Origin of the sequence: Bacillus cereus group sp. N14, assembly GCF_016483555.1 — a bacterium.
Classification (GTDB): domain Bacteria; phylum Bacillota; class Bacilli; order Bacillales; family Bacillaceae_G; genus Bacillus_A; species Bacillus_A wiedmannii.
This window is the reverse complement of the sequence record NZ_JAEHBQ010000016.1, coordinates 36,205-58,587: the sequence shown is the minus strand read 5'-3', so window position 1 is coordinate 58,587 and position 22,383 is coordinate 36,205. Positions and strand designations below refer to the sequence as shown.

Here is a 22,383-nt window from a genome sequence, read left to right as displayed (position 1 = left end):
TAAGCTTCATACTTAGGGGGATGTATATGTTATTACAAAAAGAAAGAGAAGAAATTGTAGCGTATGGAAAGAAAATGATTTCTAGCGGTTTAACAAAGGGGACAGGCGGCAATATTAGTATTTTTAATCGTGAACAAGGTCTTGTTGCGATTAGCCCAAGTGGTTTAGAGTATTATGAAACAAAACCTGAAGATGTAGTTATATTAAACTTAGATGGTGAAGTGGTAGAGGGAGAGAGAAAACCGTCAAGCGAGCTCGATATGCACCTTATTTATTATAGAAATCGTGAAGATATAAATGCGCTTGTGCATACACATTCACCTTATGCGAAGACGATTGCATCATTAGGGTGGGAGCTTCCTGCTGTATCATATTTAATTGCTTTCGCAGGCCCGAATGTTCGCTGTGCACCGTATGAAACATTTGGTACGAAGCAACTGGCAGATGCTGCTTTTGAAGGAATGATTGATCGCCGTGCCGTTTTACTTGAGAACCACGGTTTAATTGCAGGTGCAAATAACATAAAAATGGCGTTTACTGTTGCAGAAGAAATTGAGTTTTGTGCGCAAATTTATTATCAAACGAAAAGCGTCGGAGAGCCGAAGCTATTGCCAGAAGATGAGATGGCGAATTTGGCGAAGAAGTTTGAAGGGTATGGACAGCAGTAGAATGAAATAAAAACCCCCTCAAGAAAAAATCTTGAGGGGGTTTCTTTACGCCTTCTTAAGCAACAAATACATAAAGTAAGGGGCACCAATTAAAGCAACGACAATACCTGCTGGGATGCCATTAGGTTCAACGATGTTTCTTCCGATTGTGTCAGCAAATAGCAATAGCCATCCGCCGATTAAAAGGGCGATAGGCATGAAAATTTGATGTCTTGGACCTACTAAAGATTTCGCGATATGAGGAGCCATTAGTCCGATAAAGCTAATTCCTCCTGTTACGGAAACAGCTGCAGCTGCAAGCGCGACGGCTGCAACTAATAAGTATCTGCGTTCTTTTTCAATTTCAATTCCAACACCGATTGCGACTGGTTCGTTTAATGCTAGAATGTTTAATCGATTTGCTTTATAGAAAACGAACGGAATTAATACGATTAACCATGGGAGCATTGCTAAAACGAAGATCCAGTCATCTCCCCAAATATTTCCGGCAATCCATTTTGAAATAAAGTCTACTTTCATACGATCTGCGGATGAAATAAGGACAATCATCGTTCCAGATAGTGCAAATGCAAAACCGATACCGGTTAATGTTAATCGCACCGGCTGAAGTCCAGTTGATTTACTATATGAAAATACGTAGATTAGAACAGCTGTCAGAAATGCCCCGATAAATCCAACGACAGGTAGTAAGTAAAGAAATGAACCTACATCTATTGGAAAGTATAAAAAGAAAATAGCAACAGCAACACCGGCCCCAGAGTTGATTCCGAGAATACCAGGTTCAGCTAAATCATTTCGAGTAATTCCTTGCAGAATAGCCCCTGATAAAGCGAGAGCCATACCAGCTAATAATGTAATAACAATTCTAGGTAGTCTTAAAGAGTATAAAACAAACTCCTCTTTAAAAGTCCCTTGTCCCATTAATGTTGGGAGTAGTCGATCATAGGATAAAGATGCTGAACCAAGTCCCATTCCAACTACAATGGTGGTGATGGTCAGTATTAGTAAAGCGAGTATAATAAGACGTTGTTTTCTTAGAATAGATTGCATCATGAGAATGTTTTTCCTCCTTTACGTACAACGAATAGGAAGAATGGTAGCCCTACAATTGCGACAATAGCGGCAACTGGTGTTTCGTATGGAGCGTTAATAGTACGTCCGATTGTATCTGCAAGTAGCATAAAGGAAGCTCCAGCAATTGCTGACATCGGTATAACAAATCGGTAATCTGGACCGAAAATTGGGCGTACCATGTGAGGTACCATTAAACCGATAAATGCCATATTTCCGACAAGCGCTACAGAAGCACCAGCAAGTAAGATAATAATGATAAATAGAATGGTTTTAATAACAATAATTTTTTGACCTAGTCCAATAGCCACTTCTTCACTAAAACTAAGAACTGTCAATTTTTTTGCTAGTAAGATAGCGATAAAGATACTAATTGAAATGACTGGAATAATAATTTTCAATTGGCTCCAAGTAGTTCCAATTACGCCCCCAGCAGTCCAAAGCGATACATCTTGTGAAATTTTGAAGTAAATGCCGACTCCTTCTGAAATTGCGAGTAGAAATGCTGAAACGGCAGCACCGGCTAATACAATTCGAAGAGGGGACAGCCCGCCTTTTTTCACCATACCAATTCCAAATACCATAATTGCGCCAATTGCAGCACCGATAAAGCAAGCAAATGTTAAGTAAAGATAGCTGATGGAAGGATTGAAAGCAAGTGTCAGTGCAAGCGCAGCATTTGCTCCACCAGATAGCCCTAATAATCCAGGATCTGCAAGTGGATTTCGTGTTAATCCTTGCATAATTGCTCCAGAAACAGCAAGTCCAGCTCCTACAAAAATAGCAGCAACTTCACGTGGCAAACGTATTTCGCGAATAATAGATATTTTGTCCCCTTTAGCGGAGGAAGTAAGTGCTAACCATACGTCTTTTATTGAAGTATCTGCAGCACCTAATACCATTGCTACCATAAAAATAAGAAAGAATGCAATTATACTCAAAATTAGTTTGTATGTAAAAGCTATAGAACGTGGATTGTCGTGATCTTTTGTCATTCGTTTCACATCTTTTCTGTTCATAGAATAAAGGAAGAGGAATTCTTAAATTAAGAATTCCTCATGTTTGTATTATTTACCAAGAAAGCTCTTCTTGAAGAAGTCTAGTTGGAAATCTAATGTAAGTGGATCATTGAAATAGAATTCCATCATGTTTGCTTCGTATACGCGATTATTTTTTACTGCTGGGATGTTTTTATATGATTCTGTCTCTTGGAATGAGTTATCAGTATCTTTGTTTTTACTTACGATTAAGTAATCACCAGCAAATTCAGGTAATACTTCAGTAGATAATGCGTAGTAACCTTCTTTTAATGCTTTTTCTTTTACTTTTTCAGGCATTTTTAATTTCATTTCTTGGTACAGAATTTCTGTTCCACGGCCCCAGTTCTCGCCGTATACATAAAGTTGTTTGTTGAAGTTTTCTACAACAGAAACTGTTGCATCTTCACCGATTTTTGCTTTAATTTCTTTACCAGCGTCTTGTGCACGTTTCTTGAAGTCATCAATCCAAGTTTTTGCTTCTTTTTCTTTGTTTAATAATTTACCGATTTCTAAATGCTGTGTTAAGTAATCAACTTTTCCGTAAGTGTACGTTACAGTAGGAGCGATCTTCTTTAACTTATCAACATTTTTAATATTTGATAAACCAATGATTAAATCTGGATTTAGTTCAGCGATTTTTTCAACGTTTTCATCTGATACTTCAGCAACATCTTTCAGTTTGCTATCAAAGCGTGGGTTTTGTTTAGACCATGAATCTACCCCAACAAGATTTACATCTAATGACATTACGTTACCAGCGAATGATGATAAAACAACAACACGTTTTGGATTTGCAGGAACTTCTACTTTACCATTTTCAGATTGGTATGTAATTGTTTCTGATTTACTACCTTTTGCATCGTTCTTTTTGTCTGTAGAGCCATTGCTACAAGCGCTCATAACAAGAACGAAAAGAACTGTTAGTGAAATAAATAACTTTTTCATTGTTTTTCTCCTTTAACATAGATGATATGTGTATATAACAATTTGTTTAACTGTATTCTTTTTGAAAGAGTAGTGGTAATGCAAAATGCTTATTAAAAATCTTGAATATGAGATTCTACAATATAGTATTAACCATATTAATAAAAGAAGATGTAATCTCAAATTTGCTAATTATTAACAAATTGATAATGATTATCACTATTGATTCTTTAAATAATATAATTTTATATAGGTGTATTGTCAATAGTAATTTTGATTGTAAATTTTGCGGAAACAGGTTATATTTTATTGAGAATGATAATCAATGACTAGTGGCTGAGGAGTGACACGAATGAATCAAGAAGAATTGTTTGATGTAACTGTGATAGGCGGAGGACCTGCAGGGCTTTATTCAGCTTTTTATAGTGGACTCAGAGAGATGAAAACGAAAATAATAGAATTTCAACCACAGTTAGGTGGGAAAATACATGTTTATCCAGAGAAGATGATTTGGGATGTAGGAGGGCTGCTGCCAGTTACAGGTGATAAATTAATTGAACAACTTGTACAGCAAGGGCTAACATTTAAGCCAGAAGTGGTATTAAGTACAAAAGTAGAATCGATTATTCGTAACGAAGATGGCACTTTTACGTTAAAAGCAAGCACTGGAGAAGAACATTTTTCAAAAACAGTTATCGTCGCAACTGGAAGTGGTATATTGAAACCTCAAAAGTTATTAATTGAAGGTGCTGAGCGATTTGAAGTATCTAATTTAAATTATACAGTGAAATCTTTAAAGCGTTTCAAAGGTAAGACGGTCATTATTTCCGGCGGAGGAAATTCTGCTGTTGATTGGGCAAATGAATTAGAACCAATTGCGAAAAAAGTGTATGTAACATATAGAAAAGAAGAATTATCTGGTCATGAAGCACAAGTAAAACAACTGCTGAACAGCTCGGCGGAGTGTTTCTTTAATACATCGATTACAAAACTCATTGCTGGTGATAATCATGAAGCGATCGAATATGTAGAATTAACGAATCATGAAACAAGTGAAATTTTACATTTACCTATTGATGAAGTGATTATTAACCATGGATATGAACGTGACATTACGTTATTAGAAAATAGTGAGTTAGACGTTGCAATTATAGATAATTATTATATTGCAGGTAATGCGAATAGTGAGTCCTCTGTAGATGGATTATATGCTGCGGGAGATATTTTAAAGCACGAAGGGAAATTACACTTAATTGCGGGAGCATTCCAAGATGCTGGAAATGCTGTAAATAAAGCGAAACAATTTATTCAACCTGATGCAAGTGAGTACGGAATGGTTTCTTCGCATAATGAAGTATTTAAGAAGAGGAATCGTGAATTGATCAAGCAGATGATGAAATAATAAAGTGAAACTGTAATCAGTGGGGCCATTCTCCGCTGATTATGGCTACGCACTAATATAGCGGGATAAAGAAACAAGTACCCCCCATTTACTTCTCTTTTCGAGTGACGAGAGAGGTAAATGGGGGTTTTCCTGTTTACTATATTTTCAATCATTGTAATGACACCGGTTTCATCAGTTCATGTGATATGAACGTTTTATTTGTAAATCTTCCTAGAAAACAATGAATCTATGTTTTACTGCCGCAGAACAGTATTACATTATGCTGTCCCTTTAGCTCGTTCGTTAGGAAATGGCATATTTAATATAGAAGCAATGTACTGTTTTCCATGCATTCGAGCTAATGATTCTAATATTTGACGGACGCGTTTTGTAAGATGTCCTTGTTCCTTTATAGCTTCACAATATGCGTCATAGAAAACGTATTTAGCCCAAAGGAAATCATCTTGTTGGAATAAAAAATGATTTTTGTACCATTCTCCAATTGTATGGTAACAATTGTTTTCATGTATTGCTGCGCTTTGAGAAAGAATACGATCAGATAAAGATGTAGTTAAATGAGAAATTGTGTTTTCTGTTTCAAATTGTAATGTTTTTTCTAACATTGTAATGATGTGACGAGTAGCCATATGTTAACTCTCCTTTGTGTAAATGGGTAATACCATTATATATTTAAAAAATCCTTACTATATTATTATACAATATATGGAATGCATCCACCTTCTTTTTAAATTGCATTTACAAAATCTTTTTTATTTGTTTACAAAAATAAAGTAAGATACAGTATATATGAAAAAAATAATAAAGGAATGAACGCGTTGTATATAACAGTAGAAGAAGCTGCGGAGTATTTGAATTTACCAAAGTCGTATATTGAAGAGCTAATTCAGCAAAAGAAAATTCGTGCACTATTTGATGGAGAGCAATATTTATTAAATAAAGAACAATTCAATACACATTTAGAACAAATGGAAAAATATAAGCAATTAGTGGAAGATATATTGAACGAACCAATTCCAGAAGATATGGATGTTAAAGACGAAGATTAAATTATGGGAGATCCCGTATGAAGATATGCAGAAATGTATCTTCATACGGGATTTTTTGTTTAAAGATATCAAAAGCCTAAGGAGCGTTTAGCATTTCTTCGAATTTTGATAGGTAGTAGTCTACCATGTTAAAAGCATATTTTTTTACAGCTAGGACAAACATAGAGAACGTAACCTGTACAGATACATATACTATCAGTGCAAAAGCTTATAAATTAATGAAAAGCTTATAAATTAATGGAAGGGGTTTTCTCGTGAGTTTATTTCATTGTGATTTTTTGAAAGACTTAATTGGATCTTATGTGAGAGTAAACAGGGGTGGTCCAGAATCTCAAAAAGGAACAATAATATCAGTATGTCCGGACTACTTCGTATTGCAGAATGAAAAAGGTGAGCTTTATTACTATCAACTTAGTCATCTAAAAAGTGTTACAAAAAATGCGAAAGACTGTGGATCAAATGATTCCGAGTGGGAAGATTGCGAATGTGCAGAAGACTTTGAGGCACTACTTCAAACTTTCAAATATTGCTGGGTAAAAATTAATCGCGGTGGTCCAGAGAAAGTAGAAGGCATTTTGCAAGATGTATCTTGTGATTTCGTAACATTAATCGTAAAAGAGGAACTTATATTAATTGCAATAAAGCATATTAAAAGCGTTAACTATAATGCATTAGCATGCGGAGAGAGCGATGAGAGCGATGATAGTAGCAGTAAGGAAAATAGTAGCAATAATTCAGGTCGCGCTCGTGCACAAAGACAATCAAGTAGAGGAAGATAAGAGGAAAGGGGGATACGAAATTGGAGAATGTATTATGCTGTGACCAAATTAAATGTTTAGTTGGTGAGACTGTAAAAGTAAACCTTCGCGGACCAGAGAGTCGAGTGGGGGTACTTGTATCGTTAGGAAGAGATTACCTTACATTACAACTTCCTCTTGGTGAATTAGTATATTACCAACTAAAGCATGTGAAGAGTCTAGTTAAAAAAGTGAAAGAAAGTAAATGTGGCGATTGCTATGTTTCATGTTTCTGCTCTGAGGATGATACTTTTGTCGATGTATTACGTGACTTGAAGTATAAGTGGGTAAAAATTAATCGTGGCGGTCCAGAATGTGTAGAAGGTTTGTTAAGTGAGGTACACCATGACTGTATTACACTAGTAAACTGCGATGAAGTTATTTATGTAATTAAGTCTCATATTAAGAGTGTGAGCCAAGTAGTGAAATGTAAAAAGAATGAAGAAGAATAATGTTTGATAAATAAGAGGGGCATTATGGTTGAAGGTGAAGAACGATTTCTTATTTCGGATAGTATGAAAAGGAAGTCCTTACTATTCAGACGGAACATTGCCCCTGATTATTTTTTGGAATGGAGAATAGGAAAGCAAAAAATTTATAGGAAGGAGGATATAGATGAATGAGTTAAACAAAAGTATTGGAGAAAATATATATGTTAAACTAATCGGTGAAAAAAGATTTAAAGGTGTATTAATAGACGTAGGAAATGATATTGTTGTTCTTTACAATGGACAAGACTACGTATATATATCTTTATACCATGTACAATATTATAAATTTTTAAGACCATATGATGAGGAAATATCAAAACCAGATGTTGATTCTGTAATTAAGAGGGAATCGCCTTCCATTTCTTTGAGAAAAGTATTAAGTACTTCTAAAGGAATTTTTACAGAAGTTTATGTAGCAGGAAATGCTCCAATACATGGTTATGTTACAAGTGTAATGAACGATTATATTGTTTTTTATAGTCCAGTTTATAAAACAGTATATATATCTTTAAAGCATTTGAAATGGTTAATTCCGTATAAAGAAAATCAAGTCCCGTACGCCCTCAATAAAAATGAACTTCCCGTGAATCCATTAAATATTACGTTAGCTAGAACATTTGAAGAACAGCTTATTAAAATGTCCGGCAAAATCATGGTGTTCGATTTAGGTGAGGAATCTAATAAGATCGGAAAGATGGCAAAGATTGATGAAGGGCATATTGAAATATTAAAAGCACGTGATGCAAAAATGTATGTGAATATTCAACATGTGAAATCTGTCCATTGTCCGTAATCTAGTTGAAAGGGCTGGCTTTTTCTTTTATATGCAGAAGAAAAGGTCGAGCCTATTTGTTTAGCTCGATTTGAATATGAGAGGGAAAATGAATTGAATATAAATGTGTTAGTGTGACCTTTGAAGAGGAAATCTTGTGCAAAATTATAAAAAATATGTACGAGCCATTTTTTATATATTCAATTTATTTTTTTGTGGGAGAACTGCTCAACTAATATATTAAAGGGGTTTTGTTTGTGGAGCAGTTTCCAAATTCGTTATCGATTACATTACTTGGTAGTGCTGGTGGAGCAGCAAAAGCAGTTTTAGCAATTTTAAATCAAGCGATAGCAAATGAAAAAGACCCGATTTATGAAGCGATAAAGAATGTTACATTTCATTTGGTTGACATAAAGCAAAAAGATAGGGCTTATTATGGTGAGTTGTTTCCAAATTTGAAAGATCAATTGTTTTTATATGAAATCGACCTTCAAGATGTAGTGAAATTCAAACAACATTTGAAAGAAAAAAGTACGGGTGTTGTTATTGATGTTTCGGGTGCAGATACGATCAGAGTCTTAAGCTGTTGTAATGAACTTGGAATTTTTTATATTAATTCAGCTTTGGAAAATGAGGCAGTAGATCAGGACGATAGTTTAATCGGCTTTCAGCTTACGGAAAGATATACGAGGTTTGAGAAGGAGAAAGAGAAATTTACAAATACAAAAGCAATTATAGGCTCAGGTATGAATCCAGGTGTTGTTCAATGGATGGTCGTTGAACTTATGAAGGAACGTCCACAGGAGAAGCCAAGAGCATGCTATATAGTAGAACATGATACGTCATTTTTGAATGATACAGCACTTATAAAGCCTCATACACTTTATGCTTCATGGGCAGTAGAGCGATTTCTAGATGAAGCGATATGGAGTTATCCGATGTATATGAGTCATCATCGTCCTCTTTATTTTTATGAAGATGTATATGCTTCAGAGTATAAAGTAAAGTTAGGAGAGAAAGAGTTTTATGGCTGTTTAATGCCGCATGAGGAAGTTTTAATTTTAGGAAAAAACTTCAATATGGAAGTGGGTTTTCTTTACCGAATTAATGAGTATACGACTAATGTAATTAGACAGAACTTAGATCAAGTAGAAGATTTATGGAGTTGGAATCGTAGAGTATTTAATCCAGCTGAAGAAGAGATTGCCGGCGAGGATCTAGTAGGTGTATTACTCGTTTATGAAAATAGTGAGACATATATGTATAACGTGATGAATAGCAGCCAAGTTTTTCGTAAATATAAAACGAATGCGACTTACTTCCAAGTAGGATGCGGAATTTATGCTGGCTTGTGTAGTTTACTGTTCGATAACTTTAAACAAGGTGCCTATTATGTAGAGGAATTATTATTAAATACAGAGAGTAAGTACGGGGAATATTTGAATTTATATATGAAGGATTTTGTAGTGGGCGGAAATGACTTTACGGATGGATTGCTACATGATCGGGTAAGATGGATATAAGTTGTGACGAAAAGGAAGGGGAAATCTCCTTCCTTTTCGTATGATAAGGTTACATCTTACCCTGAAAGCAATTTCATACTTATAATTTAAGGAGATAATATGTAGGGCTTTTGTATTGAGTATGAGGAGTATTTATATGAACAAATTTAAAAGCTTGATATATGAGGAAAGAGAAGCTTTTAAAGTATTTAAAAAAATTAACGGATTTGTTAGAGAAAATCGGTAAAGCTTTTTACAAAACAAAGGAGAATGGTACGGGACTGGGGTTAATGATTACATATAAAATCATTGAGGAACATCAAGGAAGTATCGCGATTCAAAGTAGCATGGGAATAGGAACGAAAGAGGAAATTTTTTTTACCGACAGCATAATGTGCTAGAGGAAAATATTTTTCAGAAAAGTGTTCTTGTTGTGTAAATATAAACATTTTATAAAATGTTTCAAGAAGGGTTTTTTTTATAAAATACTTCGTTTATAATGGAGGAAAATATCGACATGAGATTTGTTATTCATGTAACGGTTCGGTAGTGTTAGAGAAAGAAGGGGTGCACGCGCATCCTTTTTTCTATGCAGATATTATGAAAGAGGTGGTATGATGGAATTAACATTAAATTCGACTGTATGTTTACACACGATTCAATTTCGAAAAGAGCAAAAGAATTATATTGTAAAAGATACAATTACAGGAGAAAAATATGAAATGCCGCCACTTTGGATTGATGCATTGGCAATGATGCGTGACGGTTTTTTATTGGGGGAAATTGAGGAGAAATTAAAAGAAGAGTATCCAGACGAAGAAATAAATATGTTAGCATTTACGAGGCAACTGTTAGAGCTAGAGCTTGTCGGAATGGTAGATGGGGAAGAAATAGCTTGTACAAAGAAGAAAGAGAAAGATTATTTAGCTTGGTTACGTCCTCGTGTCGAGCAATTCTTTCTTAGTTTAAATAAAAAAAATAGAAGCAAAGGTCAGTGATGATCTTTGCTTTTTTGTATAGTTTGTTTAAAAAATTACAGCGAATGCCCTTGCGAAAGCACCGTCGCTATCTTTAATTTTTAAAGGTGCCGCTGAGAAAAAGAAACGTTTCGTGTTAATTGCATCTAAGTTGGTTAAGTTTTCGATTAAATAAATATTATTCCCAAGTAGTATGTGATGAATTGGCGATGTTTCTGTCGTTACCTCATCAGGAGAGATGAAATCTAAACCGACAGATTTTACTTTTAATTGAACTAGTTCTTCAGCTAATTCTTCAGAAAGATAAAAAGCTTCTTTCTCATATGCTTCTGTATTCCATTTCGTAGATAGATTGGAATGGAAAATGACAATATCACCTTCTTTTATGTCAGCGTTGTGTAATACTTCTTTAGGTAGTTTTCGTTCTTGTACATGAGTTACATCAATAAGAACAGCTTCGCCTACAAATTGATCTAGGGGTAATTGATCAATAGTCGTTGCGCCTGAAATGAAATGAGCAGGAGCATCACAATGCGTGCCAACATGAACGACAGAATGAAAATCTGTAACTTGATAGCCTGTCTTTTCAACGCTTGTAATGGCTCCTAAATTGATTTTTGGTGTTCCAGGGAATTGGGACATATTGTTTTCAAATGTTTGTGATAGGTCAATTACTTTCATTTTAAATACCTCCAATATATGTTTTGAAATAAAAAAACTCACCTTTCATAATCAAGAAAGATGAGTTTTGTACACAATAGTTACGTTTTATCTTTCAAAATGCAATGCATTTTGCAGGAATTAGCACCTATTCAGTTTGTATAAACTGAGGTTGCTGGGCGTCAAAGGGCCGGTCCCTCTGCCTCTCTTGATAAAGACATATTAAGTTTTCGTTTCTGAATATTCACTACTTTTAAATTGTAATTCATTTCCTTTTTTCGCGCAATACAAAATAGGTATTCACCCAAATAAAGTTGCTCGCATATTGTAGCTTATGTAAATAGAATGCTGCGAAGGAGTGAGTGCAGTGACAGGGAATGTATTGAATTATTACGCTGGTGGAAATACAGCTAGAGGATTTCATAATTTATACGACGAGAATTTAAAAGGGCTAAACAGGTTATTTATTTTAAAGGGGGGTCCTGGAACCGGGAAATCTTCTTTAATCAAAGCAATAGGCCGTGAGTGGGTTGAAAAAGGATATGATATTGAATTTTTGCACTGTTCTTCTGATAATAAATCGGTTGATGGTGTAATTATCCCGAAGTTAAAAGTAGGAATTGTTGATGGAACATCGCCGCATGTTATTGAGCCGAAAATGCCAGGAGTTGTCGAAGAGTATATTAATTTAGGGGTTGCTTGGGACTCAGATAAATTAAGAAAGCAGAAGGTGGAAATTGAACGATTTGTTTCAGAAGCAAGCAAGGCTTTTCAAACTGCTTACGCTTGTTTTAACGAGGCACTAGTTATACATGACGAGTGGGAGAAAATATATATTAATAATATTGATTTTAATAAAGCAAATGAACTAACCGATCAGCTGATTCAGAAGTTATTTACAGATAAAGGCGGGAAACAATCGCTTGTGAAACATCGGTTTTTAGGGGCAGCTACACCGAAAGGAGCAGTTGATTTTGTTCCTAATTTAACAGAGGGATTACCACATCGTTATTTTATAAAAGGACGCCCAGGATCTGGGAAATCAACAATGCTTAAAAAATTAGCTAAGGCAGCAGAAGAAAAAGGATTTGAAGTTGAAGTATATCATTGTGGATTTGATCCAAATAGTCTTGATATGGTTATCGTAAGAGAATTAGGGTTTGCAATTTTTGATAGCACCGCACCACATGAATATTTTCCGAGCCGCGAAGGTGATGAAATTATAGATATGTATGCCTTGATTGTAACACCAGGGACAGATGAGAAGTATGCGACAGAAATTCGTGACGTGTCGATTCAATATAAAGCAAAAATGAATGAAGCGATGTCTTTCTTAGCGAAAGCGAAATCAGTTCGTGATAAATTAGAACGAATATATATTGCTGCTATGGATTTTTCAAAAGTAGATGCATATAAAGAGGAGATTCAAAAAGAGTTTGAACGAATTGCGGTTAGTGTAACAGAAAAGAACAAGTAAAAAATAAAGGATTTTAGTAGGCTGTCGGGAATTTTCTGACAGCTATTTTAGTATGTAGTAAAATTAGCAGTATATTTGTCGAATTTCCAAGGAAATAATCAAAAAATGGAGAGGGTATGAAATGAGAGAGAAAATTAGAGTGGAGTTAGCAAGAATTGAACAAGAGAATGATGTGAAAATTTTATTTGCAGTGGAATCAGGGAGTCGTGCTTGGGGATTTCCATCGAAAGATAGTGATTATGATGTTAGATTTGTCTATATGCATCCGGTAGAGTGGTATTTATCAATTCATGATAAACGAGATGTAATTGAGTATCCGATTAGTGATGATTTAGATATAAGCGGATGGGATATTAAAAAGGCGTTACAGTTATTCGCAAAGTCAAACCCAGCTTTACTCGAATGGATTCGATCACCGATTTTCTATTCGAAAAACTCTCATTTTCCAGAACAGCTTCAGCAAATGAGTAATAAGCACTTTGATCCAAAAGCAACGATATATCATTACTTACATATGGCTTCAAAAAATTATCGTGAATTTTTGCAAGGTGAGAACGTAAAATTGAAAAAATACTTTTATGTATTGCGTCCTATTTTAGCTTGTAAGTGGCTAGAGGAGAAAACAACTTTACCACCTGTAGAATTCGATCGATTGATTACAGAATTATCGTTAGAACGTAGCGTATTAAATGAAATTGAACAGTTGTTAATAAAGAAAAAGGCAGGTACTGAATTAGATGTTGGATTAAAAATTGAGGTGTTGAATCAATTTTTAGAAGAACAAATTCATTACTATCAGCAATATGTAAAAGGAATTGAAAAGGGATCAGGAATCGATATTGAGAGTTTAAATACATTGTTTCGAGATATGTTGTTTGAAGTATATGAAAAAGAGCACAAGTGAGTTTGTGCTCTTTTTTTATTTTGTAGGAATAAAGAAAACAGATATAGCTGCAAGAAGACCCGCGAATGAGAATAAGTAAAAATTCCATGCTAAGTCATATTGCATTGTCATAATAATACCGACAAGAATAGGACCAGCAATCGCACCAACTCGGCCAAGTCCAAGTCCCCAGCCTAAGGAGGTAGCTCGGATATGGGATGGGAAGTATTGTGTTACATATGCATTTAATATTTGAGTAATACCGACTGATCCAATTCCAGCAAGGCCGATTAGAAGATAAATGATTGTAACAGATGGTTTAATTGTTAATAGTCCAATACATATAGCTGCCATAAGATAGGAGATGCTAATAACAATTTTAGCCCCTATACGATCCGCGATTGCTCCAGCAAATAATGCACCGATTGCGGCAGTAATATTTAGCATAAGTAAAAATGATAGACTAGATCCAAGAGGGTATCCTGCTTGGCGCATCATCTGCGGTAACCAAGTGTTTAAACCGTATATTAAAAACATTCCCATTATATAAGTAATCCAAAAAAGCAGCGTCGCTTTTATGTACTCTTTTGAGAATAACGTAAGAAATCCATTTTTTTTTCTTATATTAGATGGGGCTTGATGAGTTTCCTCTTTTGCATTGATTTCAATTTGAAAACGATTAAGGATTTGTTCCACTTCTTCTTGGCGATTACGTGATAACAAAAATTGAATGGATTCAGGTAAATAACGAATGATGAAAGGAATGAGGAGTAGTGGAATCATTCCGATGCCAAACATAATTCTCCATCCGAAATCTTCTAACATAAACATAGACAAAATAGCACCTAACACGATACCTAAAGGATAGCCAGTAAACATAAGAGCGTAAATAAAAGATTGTCGCTTTTTTGGTGAATATTCAACAGTAAGTGCTGAAGCTGTTGGAATAACACCGCCTAATCCGATTCCTCCGATAAATCGAGATAAACCAAATAATTCAGGGGAAGGAGCAAGTGCAGCAAGGCCCATTGTGATGGAGAAAAGTGCTAAACAGCATATAAGCGTCCATTTTCGTCCAATTAGATCTGTAATGGTTCCAACTAGAATAGCGCCAATAAACATCCCAAATAAAGCATAGCTAGCAATTGTACCAGCGTGTGCCGGTGAAAGTGTCCAGCTTTTGTCTTCTAGGAGCTTTGGCAGAACGGCACCGTAAATACCTAAATCATATCCATCAGCTAGAATGGCTAGCCAACAAATAAAAACAACAAGTTTTGTAATAGAGCTTGAAAAGATAGTTTTTGTAGATTCTAGATGAGGTGGAGCTGAAGTTTGCATAATATTCCCTCCTTTTATTTATAGATAAATATATTATTTTATTTGATGTTAATATTTCCCTTCTTATGTCGAAGTTTATCTGAAAAGGTTTTATAACAAATAAAGAAGTTCAACAGGAATCCTGTTGAACTTCTTTATTTGTTTACTCATTATCAACTCGTTTTAACGGTTGATCTGCTGGACCTTCCATAACATCTCCCTCAATTGAAAAGCGGGAACCATGGCAAGGGCAGTCCCAAGTACAATCACCATTATTCCATTCAACTTCGCAGCCGAGATGTGTACAAGTTGTATCGACAATATGTAATTTCCCATCTTTGTCCTTATAAGCACCTGCTCGTTTCCCATTAACATGTACGACAGATCCTTCACCAACTTCGAGATCTTCTGGCTTACGTAATGCGGTTTCAATCTTTCCTTCAATTAAATGTTTCGCAACATCAATGTTCTGGGAGAGGAATGTTTTTATATCTGGATTTGCATGGAAGCGTGATGGTGCATACAGTTCCTTATAGGGATTGTGGACTTTTAGAATGGAGTCCTTCAGTAAATGAGCGGCAGCAGTTCCAGTTGTCATTCCCCATTTACGATATCCAGTTGCAACAAATATATTTGGATTTCTTTCGTTAATATGTCCGATATAAGGAAGCTTATCTAGCGTGATTAAATCTTGTGCTGACCATCTATAGGGAACTTCATCTACTCCAAACGTTGCTTCCGCAAAAGAGTACAGTGCTTCGTAATGAAGCATCGTGTTTATTCCTTGTCCTGTTTTATGACTTTCTCCGCCAATTAAAATTAATTGTTCCCCATTATTTGTTGTATAGCGTAAGGAGCGTTTTGGATCATCAATACTTAAATACATGCCACCTGGATAATCTGTTTTTGCTTTAATGGCAAGAGCATAAGAGCGTTCTGCGTACATTCGCGTAAAGAAAAAGCTATTCGCATCATAAAAAGGAAAATGTGAACAAGAGACAACATATTCACAAGTGATGCGATGTCCGCTCTTTGTAATGATTTGTGGATAATCACCCTTTTCCACATCAATAGCTGTTGTTTGTTCATAAACTTTTCCACCCATCTCTACAAACTTTTCTAAAAGTGTTTTCAAATAAAGGAGGGGATGGAATTGTCCTTGGTTTTTCATGACAATTGCAGATTGTACTGGAATCGGAATCGATAGAGATTGAACATAGTCACAAGGTATATTTAATTTTTGATAGGCTTCATATTCTTTTGATAAACTTCTTAATCCATTATCAGTAGTTGTATATAAATATGAATCTTCATTTGAGAAATTACAGTCGATTTTATATGTTTTCACCGTCTCATTTATGAATTGTAGAGCATGATTATTTGATTCATAGTAAAGCCTCGCTTTTTCCAAACCAAAATGATTGATTAATTCATCATAAATAAGATCGTGTTGTGCTGTTACCTTTGCTGTTGTATGCCCAGTCGTTCCATTTAAAATAAGACCAGAATCAATTAAAACAACATCGATGCCTTCTTTCGCAAGTAAATAGGCAGTAGTAATACCTGTAATACCGGCACCGATAACGGCAACTTTTGTCTTTACATTTTCAGATAAAGGGGGAAAAGCAGGGATTTGAGTAGATTCAATCCAATAAGATAATGGGAATTGTGGAAATGTATCGCTTGTCATTATAGAAACCTCCCGATTTTAGAACAATTTTCCTTTTAATATTTCCATAAGATATGAAATTCATGTGTGCTGTTTTAGAGAGAGCCTATTTTTATTAAAAGAAAGATAAAATTATTTTAATATAATTTTGGTGTTGTCGGTATGAAGAGATAGGAGTTGTGCAAAGCTAGATTTAGGTGAGTTTATTTGTTGTTTACACAGAGAGTTCTTGAATAAGATAGAGTCTATAGTATGTCAGCATATGTATATGCATAATGGGTAAAACCTTATAAAATCTATGTTTTTTCTTTAGTGGAATAAAGTATGATTATAAAAATATAACCAACTTTTATTACTAGGTCATAAAAGTTGTTGACAATATGGAAATTCTATTGATATGATTCATCATGTGGAAAGGTTGATAGAGAGTAAAAAGAGAAATGTTTTTCATTGATAATAAAAGCGAAAAGATAAGTGACGATAGAGTGAGTATATTTTCCTTATACATAGATGCTTTTTAATCAGCTAGTAAAATCAATCTGGAAGCAAGAATTGATATATGTAAGTTGCGCAAGACGCAGCATAAGAAAGGGGCAAAAGGATGAAGGAGCTTCATACGTTTGGGTGGTATGCAGCACGTGTATCACCACATTTGCCGAAAAAAGCATTTAAACCAGTTCCTACACGTTTATTTGGTGGACTGGCTTATTTGCTTGTGGCATTGGCGGGGTTAATATCGATTGGTGTATTTGAATTGAATGTGTGGGCGAATCTAGGAATTGCGATTGTTCTTGGATTATGTTTTGCTTCACTTGGATTTTTAGGACATGAAATTTTACATGGAACTGTTGTAAGAAAAGCATGGCTTCGTGATTTTTTAGGCGCGATAGCATTTATGCCATTATCAACTGGCCCGAAGCTTTGGAGAAAGTGGCATAATGCAACGCATCATGTTCATACACAACATGAAGAAAATGATCCAGATGCATGGCCTACACTTGAGAAACTGAAAAAGAGTAAGTTTTTAAGGTGGGTATATCGCATGCCTCTTCATGTTCGTTCATTCTTTAGTTTTCTGTCACTAACCATTCAATTTACGTTACATTCGACTCGAATGTTCTTTCATTTTATAAAGGAATTTAAGTCATCCAATCAAAAATCTGTATGGCTTCAACTTCTTTTGCCTTGGACTGTTTGGATTAGTTTATTGTTTATTATGGGACCTGGAAAATGGTTATTTGCATATGTAATTCCATTGTTAATTGCTAACTTTATTGTAATGGCATATATCGCAACAAATCATCGATTAAATCCAATTGTTCCAGTAAATGATCCGTTAGCGAACTGTTTATCAGTAACAGTACCGCGCTGGGTAGACGTTTTACATTTCAATTTCTCATATCATACAGAACACCATTTGTTCCCTGCTATGAGCTCTAAATACTATCCGTTAGTAAAAGAGAAAATTAAAGAAATGTGGCCGGAACGCTATCATGAGATGCCAATGACAAAAGCTTTGGCAGCGCTATGGAATACACCACGTGTGTATTATCAAGGAAGTGAATTAGTGGATCCGCATAGAGAGCATTTCTATGGTTCTTTAGGAAATGGACTAGATCCTCATAATATTTCATATCGTGAGCAACATATAGAGGAAGAAGAGAGTATTAAAAAAGTAAATCAGTAAAAATTGATATATTTTGCAGTGAAAAAGCAAGCCATTTCAGGCTTGCTTTTTTTATAAAGAGACTTCTTTTTTATTCTTTTTGCTAAATTGAACTGAATTTGTTTCTTTTCTTTGTAATCGTTTCTCTAAAAGATTAACAAAATAAGTAAATAGAAGAACAAGTACGAGGTAATATAAACCAACGATTATGTATGTATCTAATTGTTGGAAGTTACTTGCAGCAATTGATAAACCTGATCCCCATAATTCGGACAATCCTACATATGCAACGAGAGAAGAGTCCTTTAATCCAATAATAAACTGATTTCCTAAAGGAGGAAGAGATTGACGAAATGCTTGCGGTAATACAATACGGCGCATTGCTAAAGGATAAGGCATACCTAAAGAACGAGCAGCTTCCAATTGTCCACGGTCGACAGATTGAATGGAACCGCGGAAAATTTCAGTAATATATGCACCGTTATGGATTGCTAAAGCAATTGCTCCTGCCCAAAAAGGAGTGAAGACAATAATCGATGTAATACCGAAATAGAGAATGGCAATTTGAACAATTAAAGGTGTACCACGAATAATGGCGATATATACATGAGCAATACTATTTAAAATCTTATTGTTAGAGATTCGAAAAAAAGCGAATAGTAATCCAATTAGTGAACCAAGTAATAGGGATGTTAGTGTTAATTGTAATGTGACAATAGTAGCCTTTAAGAGTGTGGGATAAGTAGACATAAAAATTTCAAACATATGTGTCACCTCATATTGTATGGATTTTGGTAGGGAATGAAATACCCCACATAAAAAGTGGGGCATAATGTATGAAACATTTGACTAGCTAATTTACTTCGTTTTTTCCTCTTCGCCGAGAATATTACGCCCAAACCATTTTTTACTGATTTTTTCATACGTACCATCTTTAATGATTTCATCTAAAGCTTTATTTACTTTCTCAACCATTTCTTTATCATCTTTACGAATAGCAATTCCCATTTCATCAAGATTTAATGGTTTTCCAGCTTCTTTTATATTTGATTTACCTTCTTTGATCATACGTAAACCAACCATTTGATCAGTGATTACTGCATCAATACGTCCAGGCTCTAAGTCCATAAGTGCAGTAATATCGCTGTCATATTCTGTGATTTGATCTGTATGTTTTGCAACAAGGTCTTTAAAAGTACTAGCCTTTACAACACCAATTTTCTTACCTTTCAAATCTTCTGGAGAAGAGATAGATGTATTCTTTTTAGCCACAAAAATTTGGGCACCAGAACGATAATAAGGATTTGAGAAACTAACAGCTTTTAAGCGTTCTTCTGTAATTGCCATACTGCCCAATATAGCATCATATTTTTTCGATTGTAGACCTTGAATTAGCGTTTCCCATGGATTTGTAATAGGAGTGGGTTTCATATTCATTTTTTTTGCAAGTGCCTCACCAATTTCTACATCAAAACCGGCAAGCTTTCCGTCATTTTCTTTATAGTTAAAAGGTTTATATAAGCCACTCATCGCATAACGAAATTCTTTTTTACCATTTGAAGAAGTAGTAGCACTTTCCTTACTACAGGCTCCTAGTATGAAGGATGTACATAATGTAATACTCGCAACAATGGTTAATAGTTTTCTTTTCATAAAACCCCTCCTATATATTGATCATACGGATGGTTTTAAGTATGTTACTGAGATATTTTATTTGGACAATTAGTTGTGCACCGTATGAATGTATTTCTTTTCATTTGAAACAGAAGTTACATTATAAAACGTTGCGTAAAAATTGTTTTGCTCGTTCATGTGATGGAGCTGAAAAGAATTGTGCTGGCGGAGCGTCCTCTACAATCTTTCCGTCATCCATAAATATGACGCGATCAGCTACATCTCTTGCGAAATTCATTTCATGAGTAACAATAATCATGGTCATTCCTTCTTCAGCAAGTTCTTTCATAACTTGCAATACTTCTCCAACAAGTTCAGGGTCTAAGGCTGAGGTAGGTTCATCAAATAGCATAATTTTAGGATTCATAGCAAGAGCTCGTGCAATGGCAATGCGCTGTTTTTGACCACCTGACAGGAGGTGAGGAGTTACATCTGCTTTATCTTGTAGGCCGACTTTTTGCAAAAGCTGATTTCCGATATCCTTTGCATTTACCGTTTCTAATTTTTTTACATGGATAGGTGCTTCTATGATGTTTTCTAGTGAGGTCATATGAGGAAAGAGGTTAAAGTGCTGAAAAACCATACCGACATTTTCACGGACTTTGTTTAAATTTGAATGCTGTGGATCAATTCGTTCACCTTGTAAGCGAATTTCACCTTCATCGTACATTTCTAAAAAGTTAAGACAGCGAAGTAATGTACTTTTACCGGAACCACTGGCACCAATTAAAACAACAACTTCTTTTTCTTTTACTTGTAAATCAATTCCTTTTAAAACATCAAGCGAGCCGAATGATTTTACTAGATTTCGAACCTGAATCATACAAAACCCCCAGTCAAAATATATTTTACAAATGTTGCCCCTTATTTCTGTTATTAGTCATAAATTGTCATAATCCTTTATTTTTTTCAGTTAATTTGATATTCAAAGAAATAATGATTTTTAAAATCCCTATATCTTTCTATAACGAAAATATGGATAATAATATATAGGTAGTACTTATGTTGCTTATAAAAAGGGGGAAAGAAGAGATGGAAAAAGAAAGGAAGACATTTTCCTTTGGTTTACGTACACAACTTATGCTATTTACTACAGTTTTAGCTTTTATTACATATTCAACAAGTATATTTTTTATTTACGTAATCTACGATTATTTTCAAAGTTATGTAAGTCAAACTGTTTATAATATTATCGTTATGTTATTAGGTGTAGTATGGTCTGGAATTTTAGCGTATGGAGCAGCAATCTTTTTAATTAAACCACTTCGGAAGTTGGAGGAGGCTGCAAGGAAAGCGGCCGATGGCGATATTCGTGAAGATGTCCCGTTACCAAAAACTGATGATGAGATTAAATCTTTAAGTGTTGCATTTAATATGATGCTAGGGAACTTAAGAGGTATGGTAAAAAATATTGATACTACATTTTCGTATACAAATAATCAAGTTCAGCAAATTAGAAGGCAAACGGGGGAAGCGACAAAGCAAGCACGAGGTGTGTCTGAAACCCTTGCAGAGATTTCTTCTGGCGCCGAGCAATCAGCAGCTTCCATTCAGGCGATTGTTTCTGCTGTTGATACAACAACTTCTATTGCGAGTGAAGTAGAAGAAAAAGCAAAACAGTCTGACGAGTTGTCTTTAGAAATGGTTCAAGCTTTAGGGCAAAGTACACGAGTCTTTACTTCTTTAATTCAAGGTATTCAAACATTGGCAAAAGAAAATGAAAATTCGATGCAAAATGTACAGAAGTTAGAAGAACGAATGAAACAAGTAGAACATATTGTTTCTGTTGTGAGCGAGATTGCTAGTCAAACGAATTTATTAGCACTGAATGCTTCTATTGAGGCAGCTCGTGCTGGAGAGCATGGAAGGGGCTTTGCAGTTGTAGCTGAAGAAGTACGTAAACTTGCTGATGAAAGCGATCATTCTGCAAGAAATATATCGCAATTATTACGGAATATGCAAGAAGAAGTGCAACAAGTCGCATTGAAAATGACAGAGCAAGTGAAAACAGCTAAAGAAGAGGCGAAACGTGGGGAAGCTACGGAATTAATTTTAAAAGAAATGTCATCAAGTATTATGGAAGTTGCTGATGCAACGAAGCAAATTAGTGGCTATATGAACGAACAAGTGAGTCATATTCATCAAACAGGAGCACAGACGAAGGCTGTAGCAGCAATTGCTGAGGAAACATCAGCTGGTTCACAAGAAGTAGCACGTGTGACGTTGCAACAATCTAAAAATATGGTAGTAATCGATCAATTGTTAAAGGATTTAGAAAAGCAAGCAACGGACTTAAAACAAACAATTGAACGATTTTCAATGTAAAAAGGAAGAACAGCATTCT

General features: G+C 35.0%; 22 protein-coding genes, 2 pseudogenes and 1 riboswitch. Of the genes and pseudogenes, 14 read left to right on the top strand and 10 right to left on the bottom strand.

The genetic code is table 11. The features are described from left to right. The first annotated feature begins 26 nt into the window (after positions 1–26). Complete coding sequence (locus tag JDS82_RS20660) at positions 27–668, top strand: L-fuculose-phosphate aldolase (RefSeq protein ID WP_000926561.1); 642 nt, start codon at positions 27–29, stop codon at positions 666–668. 45 nt (positions 669–713) lie between these two features. On the opposite strand, the gene JDS82_RS20655 is transcribed toward JDS82_RS20660, so the two are convergent. From JDS82_RS20655 to JDS82_RS20645, 3 genes are read right to left on the bottom strand one after another with little or no spacing between them, the layout of a single operon-like run. Then, entirely contained in the window at positions 714–1,721 is a 1,008-nt protein-coding gene (locus JDS82_RS20655; protein ID WP_000983747.1) for a FecCD family ABC transporter permease, read from the bottom strand. After that, a complete protein-coding gene (locus JDS82_RS20650; RefSeq protein WP_064470116.1) occupies positions 1,718–2,758 on the bottom strand; it encodes a FecCD family ABC transporter permease in 1,041 nt (346 codons plus the stop codon). Before JDS82_RS20650 ends, JDS82_RS20655 begins: the two co-directional genes overlap by 4 nt. Before the next feature lie 48 nt (positions 2,759–2,806). After that, positions 2,807–3,724: an iron-hydroxamate ABC transporter substrate-binding protein gene (locus JDS82_RS20645; protein ID WP_000732568.1), complete on the bottom strand. Its 918-nt coding sequence runs from the start codon at positions 3,722–3,724 to the stop codon at positions 2,807–2,809. Between the two features lie 331 nt (positions 3,725–4,055). Between JDS82_RS20645 and JDS82_RS20640 the strand changes: the two genes are divergently transcribed. Further along, positions 4,056–5,105 carry an NAD(P)/FAD-dependent oxidoreductase gene (locus tag JDS82_RS20640; RefSeq protein ID WP_199713848.1) on the top strand — a complete coding sequence of 350 codons (1,050 nt, stop codon included), beginning with the start codon at positions 4,056–4,058 and terminating at the stop codon, positions 5,103–5,105. A gap of 260 nt (positions 5,106–5,365) precedes the next feature. Here the strand turns inward: JDS82_RS20640 and JDS82_RS20635 are convergent, their stop codons facing one another. Next, positions 5,366–5,734, bottom strand: coding sequence for a hypothetical protein (locus tag JDS82_RS20635; protein WP_060486892.1), 369 nt, complete (start codon positions 5,732–5,734; stop codon positions 5,366–5,368). 180 nt (positions 5,735–5,914) lie between these two features. Between JDS82_RS20635 and JDS82_RS20630 the strand changes: the two genes are divergently transcribed. The 7 genes and pseudogenes from JDS82_RS20630 (at position 5,915) to JDS82_RS20600 (ending at position 10,714) form a co-directional block, all read left to right on the top strand. Continuing rightward, positions 5,915–6,154: a helix-turn-helix domain-containing protein gene (locus JDS82_RS20630; protein WP_002006755.1), complete on the top strand. Its 240-nt coding sequence runs from the start codon at positions 5,915–5,917 to the stop codon at positions 6,152–6,154. A 254-nt stretch (positions 6,155–6,408) separates the two neighbouring features. Next, entirely contained in the window at positions 6,409–6,933 is a 525-nt protein-coding gene (locus JDS82_RS20625; protein ID WP_199713847.1) for a spore coat protein, read from the top strand. A gap of 20 nt (positions 6,934–6,953) precedes the next feature. Beyond that, complete coding sequence (locus JDS82_RS20620; protein WP_199713846.1) at positions 6,954–7,403, top strand: spore coat protein; 450 nt, start codon at positions 6,954–6,956, stop codon at positions 7,401–7,403. 163 nt (positions 7,404–7,566) lie between these two features. After that, positions 7,567–8,235: an LSm family protein gene (locus JDS82_RS20615; RefSeq protein ID WP_001004279.1), complete on the top strand. Its 669-nt coding sequence runs from the start codon at positions 7,567–7,569 to the stop codon at positions 8,233–8,235. Positions 8,236–8,471: 236 nt separating this feature from the next. Next, positions 8,472–9,737: an S-adenosylmethionine decarboxylase related protein gene (locus tag JDS82_RS20610; protein ID WP_098058410.1), complete on the top strand. Its 1,266-nt coding sequence runs from the start codon at positions 8,472–8,474 to the stop codon at positions 9,735–9,737. Between the two features lie 209 nt (positions 9,738–9,946). Then, positions 9,947–10,117, top strand: a pseudogene (locus tag JDS82_RS20605) (ATP-binding protein); the annotation flags it as partial. A 216-nt stretch (positions 10,118–10,333) separates the two neighbouring features. Beyond that, the gene (locus tag JDS82_RS20600; RefSeq protein WP_000424111.1) at positions 10,334–10,714 is read left to right on the top strand and encodes a hypothetical protein; all 381 of its coding nucleotides are present in this window, start codon (positions 10,334–10,336) and stop codon (positions 10,712–10,714) included. Positions 10,715–10,741: 27 nt separating this feature from the next. Here the strand turns inward: JDS82_RS20600 and JDS82_RS20595 are convergent, their stop codons facing one another. Next, complete coding sequence (locus JDS82_RS20595; protein ID WP_199713845.1) at positions 10,742–11,374, bottom strand: cyclase family protein; 633 nt, start codon at positions 11,372–11,374, stop codon at positions 10,742–10,744. Between the two features lie 84 nt (positions 11,375–11,458). Beyond that, positions 11,459–11,571: riboswitch (SAM riboswitch) on the bottom strand. 149 nt (positions 11,572–11,720) lie between these two features. On the opposite strand from JDS82_RS20595, the gene JDS82_RS20590 reads away from it, so the two are divergent. Both JDS82_RS20590 and JDS82_RS20585 read left to right on the top strand, forming a co-directional pair. Beyond that, complete coding sequence (locus JDS82_RS20590; protein WP_000147454.1) at positions 11,721–12,830, top strand: PRK06851 family protein; 1,110 nt, start codon at positions 11,721–11,723, stop codon at positions 12,828–12,830. A 121-nt stretch (positions 12,831–12,951) separates the two neighbouring features. Beyond that, complete coding sequence (locus tag JDS82_RS20585; RefSeq protein ID WP_199713844.1) at positions 12,952–13,734, top strand: nucleotidyltransferase domain-containing protein; 783 nt, start codon at positions 12,952–12,954, stop codon at positions 13,732–13,734. A gap of 15 nt (positions 13,735–13,749) precedes the next feature. On the opposite strand, the gene JDS82_RS20580 is transcribed toward JDS82_RS20585, so the two are convergent. Together JDS82_RS20580 and JDS82_RS20575 are read right to left on the bottom strand one after the other, a co-directional pair. Then, positions 13,750–15,051, bottom strand: coding sequence for an MFS transporter (locus JDS82_RS20580; RefSeq protein WP_199713843.1), 1,302 nt, complete (start codon positions 15,049–15,051; stop codon positions 13,750–13,752). A 142-nt stretch (positions 15,052–15,193) separates the two neighbouring features. Continuing rightward, positions 15,194–16,720: an FAD-dependent oxidoreductase gene (locus JDS82_RS20575; RefSeq protein ID WP_199713842.1), complete on the bottom strand. Its 1,527-nt coding sequence runs from the start codon at positions 16,718–16,720 to the stop codon at positions 15,194–15,196. A 580-nt stretch (positions 16,721–17,300) separates the two neighbouring features. Between JDS82_RS20575 and desB the strand changes: the two genes are divergently transcribed. Then, positions 17,301–18,386, top strand: a complete 1,086-nt coding sequence (gene desB, locus JDS82_RS20570; protein ID WP_199713841.1) for a Delta(10) desaturase DesB — start codon at positions 17,301–17,303, stop codon at positions 18,384–18,386. 51 nt (positions 18,387–18,437) lie between these two features. Here the strand turns inward: desB and JDS82_RS20565 are convergent, their stop codons facing one another. The 3 genes from JDS82_RS20565 to JDS82_RS20555 form a co-directional block, all read right to left on the bottom strand. Further along, positions 18,438–19,130: an amino acid ABC transporter permease gene (locus JDS82_RS20565; protein ID WP_000461606.1), complete on the bottom strand. Its 693-nt coding sequence runs from the start codon at positions 19,128–19,130 to the stop codon at positions 18,438–18,440. Between the two features lie 93 nt (positions 19,131–19,223). Then, positions 19,224–20,018, bottom strand: a complete 795-nt coding sequence (locus tag JDS82_RS20560) for an ABC transporter substrate-binding protein (protein ID WP_046953749.1) — start codon at positions 20,016–20,018, stop codon at positions 19,224–19,226. Between the two features lie 121 nt (positions 20,019–20,139). Next, on the bottom strand, positions 20,140–20,862 hold the full coding sequence (locus tag JDS82_RS20555) for an amino acid ABC transporter ATP-binding protein (RefSeq protein WP_064056277.1): 723 nt from the start codon (positions 20,860–20,862) through the stop codon (positions 20,140–20,142). Between the two features lie 179 nt (positions 20,863–21,041). Here JDS82_RS20555 and JDS82_RS30400 point away from each other — a divergent pair. Together JDS82_RS30400 and JDS82_RS20550 are read left to right on the top strand one after the other, a co-directional pair. Continuing rightward, positions 21,042–21,422 (top strand): annotated as a pseudogene (locus JDS82_RS30400) (HAMP domain-containing protein); the annotation flags it as partial. Beyond that, complete coding sequence (locus JDS82_RS20550) at positions 21,414–22,364, top strand: methyl-accepting chemotaxis protein (RefSeq protein ID WP_412677961.1); 951 nt, start codon at positions 21,414–21,416, stop codon at positions 22,362–22,364. The pseudogene JDS82_RS30400 and the gene JDS82_RS20550, both read left to right, overlap by 9 nt. The last annotated feature ends 19 nt before the right edge of the window (positions 22,365–22,383 follow it).

Coding starts and splice junctions, on each gene's coding strand:
- JDS82_RS20595 (WP_199713845.1), bottom strand. CDS start 11,374: ATGAAAGTAATTGACCTATCACAAACATTTGAAAACAATATGTCCCAA.
- JDS82_RS20575 (WP_199713842.1), bottom strand. CDS start 16,720: ATGACAAGCGATACATTTCCACAATTCCCATTATCTTATTGGATTGAA.
- JDS82_RS20585 (WP_199713844.1), top strand. CDS start 12,952: ATGAGAGAGAAAATTAGAGTGGAGTTAGCAAGAATTGAACAAGAGAAT.
- JDS82_RS20580 (WP_199713843.1), bottom strand. CDS start 15,051: ATGCAAACTTCAGCTCCACCTCATCTAGAATCTACAAAAACTATCTTT.
- JDS82_RS20630 (WP_002006755.1), top strand. CDS start 5,915: ATGAACGCGTTGTATATAACAGTAGAAGAAGCTGCGGAGTATTTGAAT.
- desB (WP_199713841.1), top strand. CDS start 17,301: ATGAAGGAGCTTCATACGTTTGGGTGGTATGCAGCACGTGTATCACCA.
- JDS82_RS20550 (WP_412677961.1), top strand. CDS start 21,414: ATGATGCTAGGGAACTTAAGAGGTATGGTAAAAAATATTGATACTACA.
- JDS82_RS20600 (WP_000424111.1), top strand. CDS start 10,334: ATGGAATTAACATTAAATTCGACTGTATGTTTACACACGATTCAATTT.
- JDS82_RS20615 (WP_001004279.1), top strand. CDS start 7,567: ATGAATGAGTTAAACAAAAGTATTGGAGAAAATATATATGTTAAACTA.
- JDS82_RS20640 (WP_199713848.1), top strand. CDS start 4,056: ATGAATCAAGAAGAATTGTTTGATGTAACTGTGATAGGCGGAGGACCT.
- JDS82_RS20555 (WP_064056277.1), bottom strand. CDS start 20,862: ATGATTCAGGTTCGAAATCTAGTAAAATCATTCGGCTCGCTTGATGTT.
- JDS82_RS20645 (WP_000732568.1), bottom strand. CDS start 3,724: ATGAAAAAGTTATTTATTTCACTAACAGTTCTTTTCGTTCTTGTTATG.
- JDS82_RS20660 (WP_000926561.1), top strand. CDS start 27: ATGTTATTACAAAAAGAAAGAGAAGAAATTGTAGCGTATGGAAAGAAA.
- JDS82_RS20565 (WP_000461606.1), bottom strand. CDS start 19,130: ATGTTTGAAATTTTTATGTCTACTTATCCCACACTCTTAAAGGCTACT.
- JDS82_RS20655 (WP_000983747.1), bottom strand. CDS start 1,721: ATGATGCAATCTATTCTAAGAAAACAACGTCTTATTATACTCGCTTTA.
- JDS82_RS20560 (WP_046953749.1), bottom strand. CDS start 20,018: ATGAAAAGAAAACTATTAACCATTGTTGCGAGTATTACATTATGTACA.
- JDS82_RS20635 (WP_060486892.1), bottom strand. CDS start 5,734: ATGGCTACTCGTCACATCATTACAATGTTAGAAAAAACATTACAATTT.
- JDS82_RS20650 (WP_064470116.1), bottom strand. CDS start 2,758: ATGAACAGAAAAGATGTGAAACGAATGACAAAAGATCACGACAATCCA.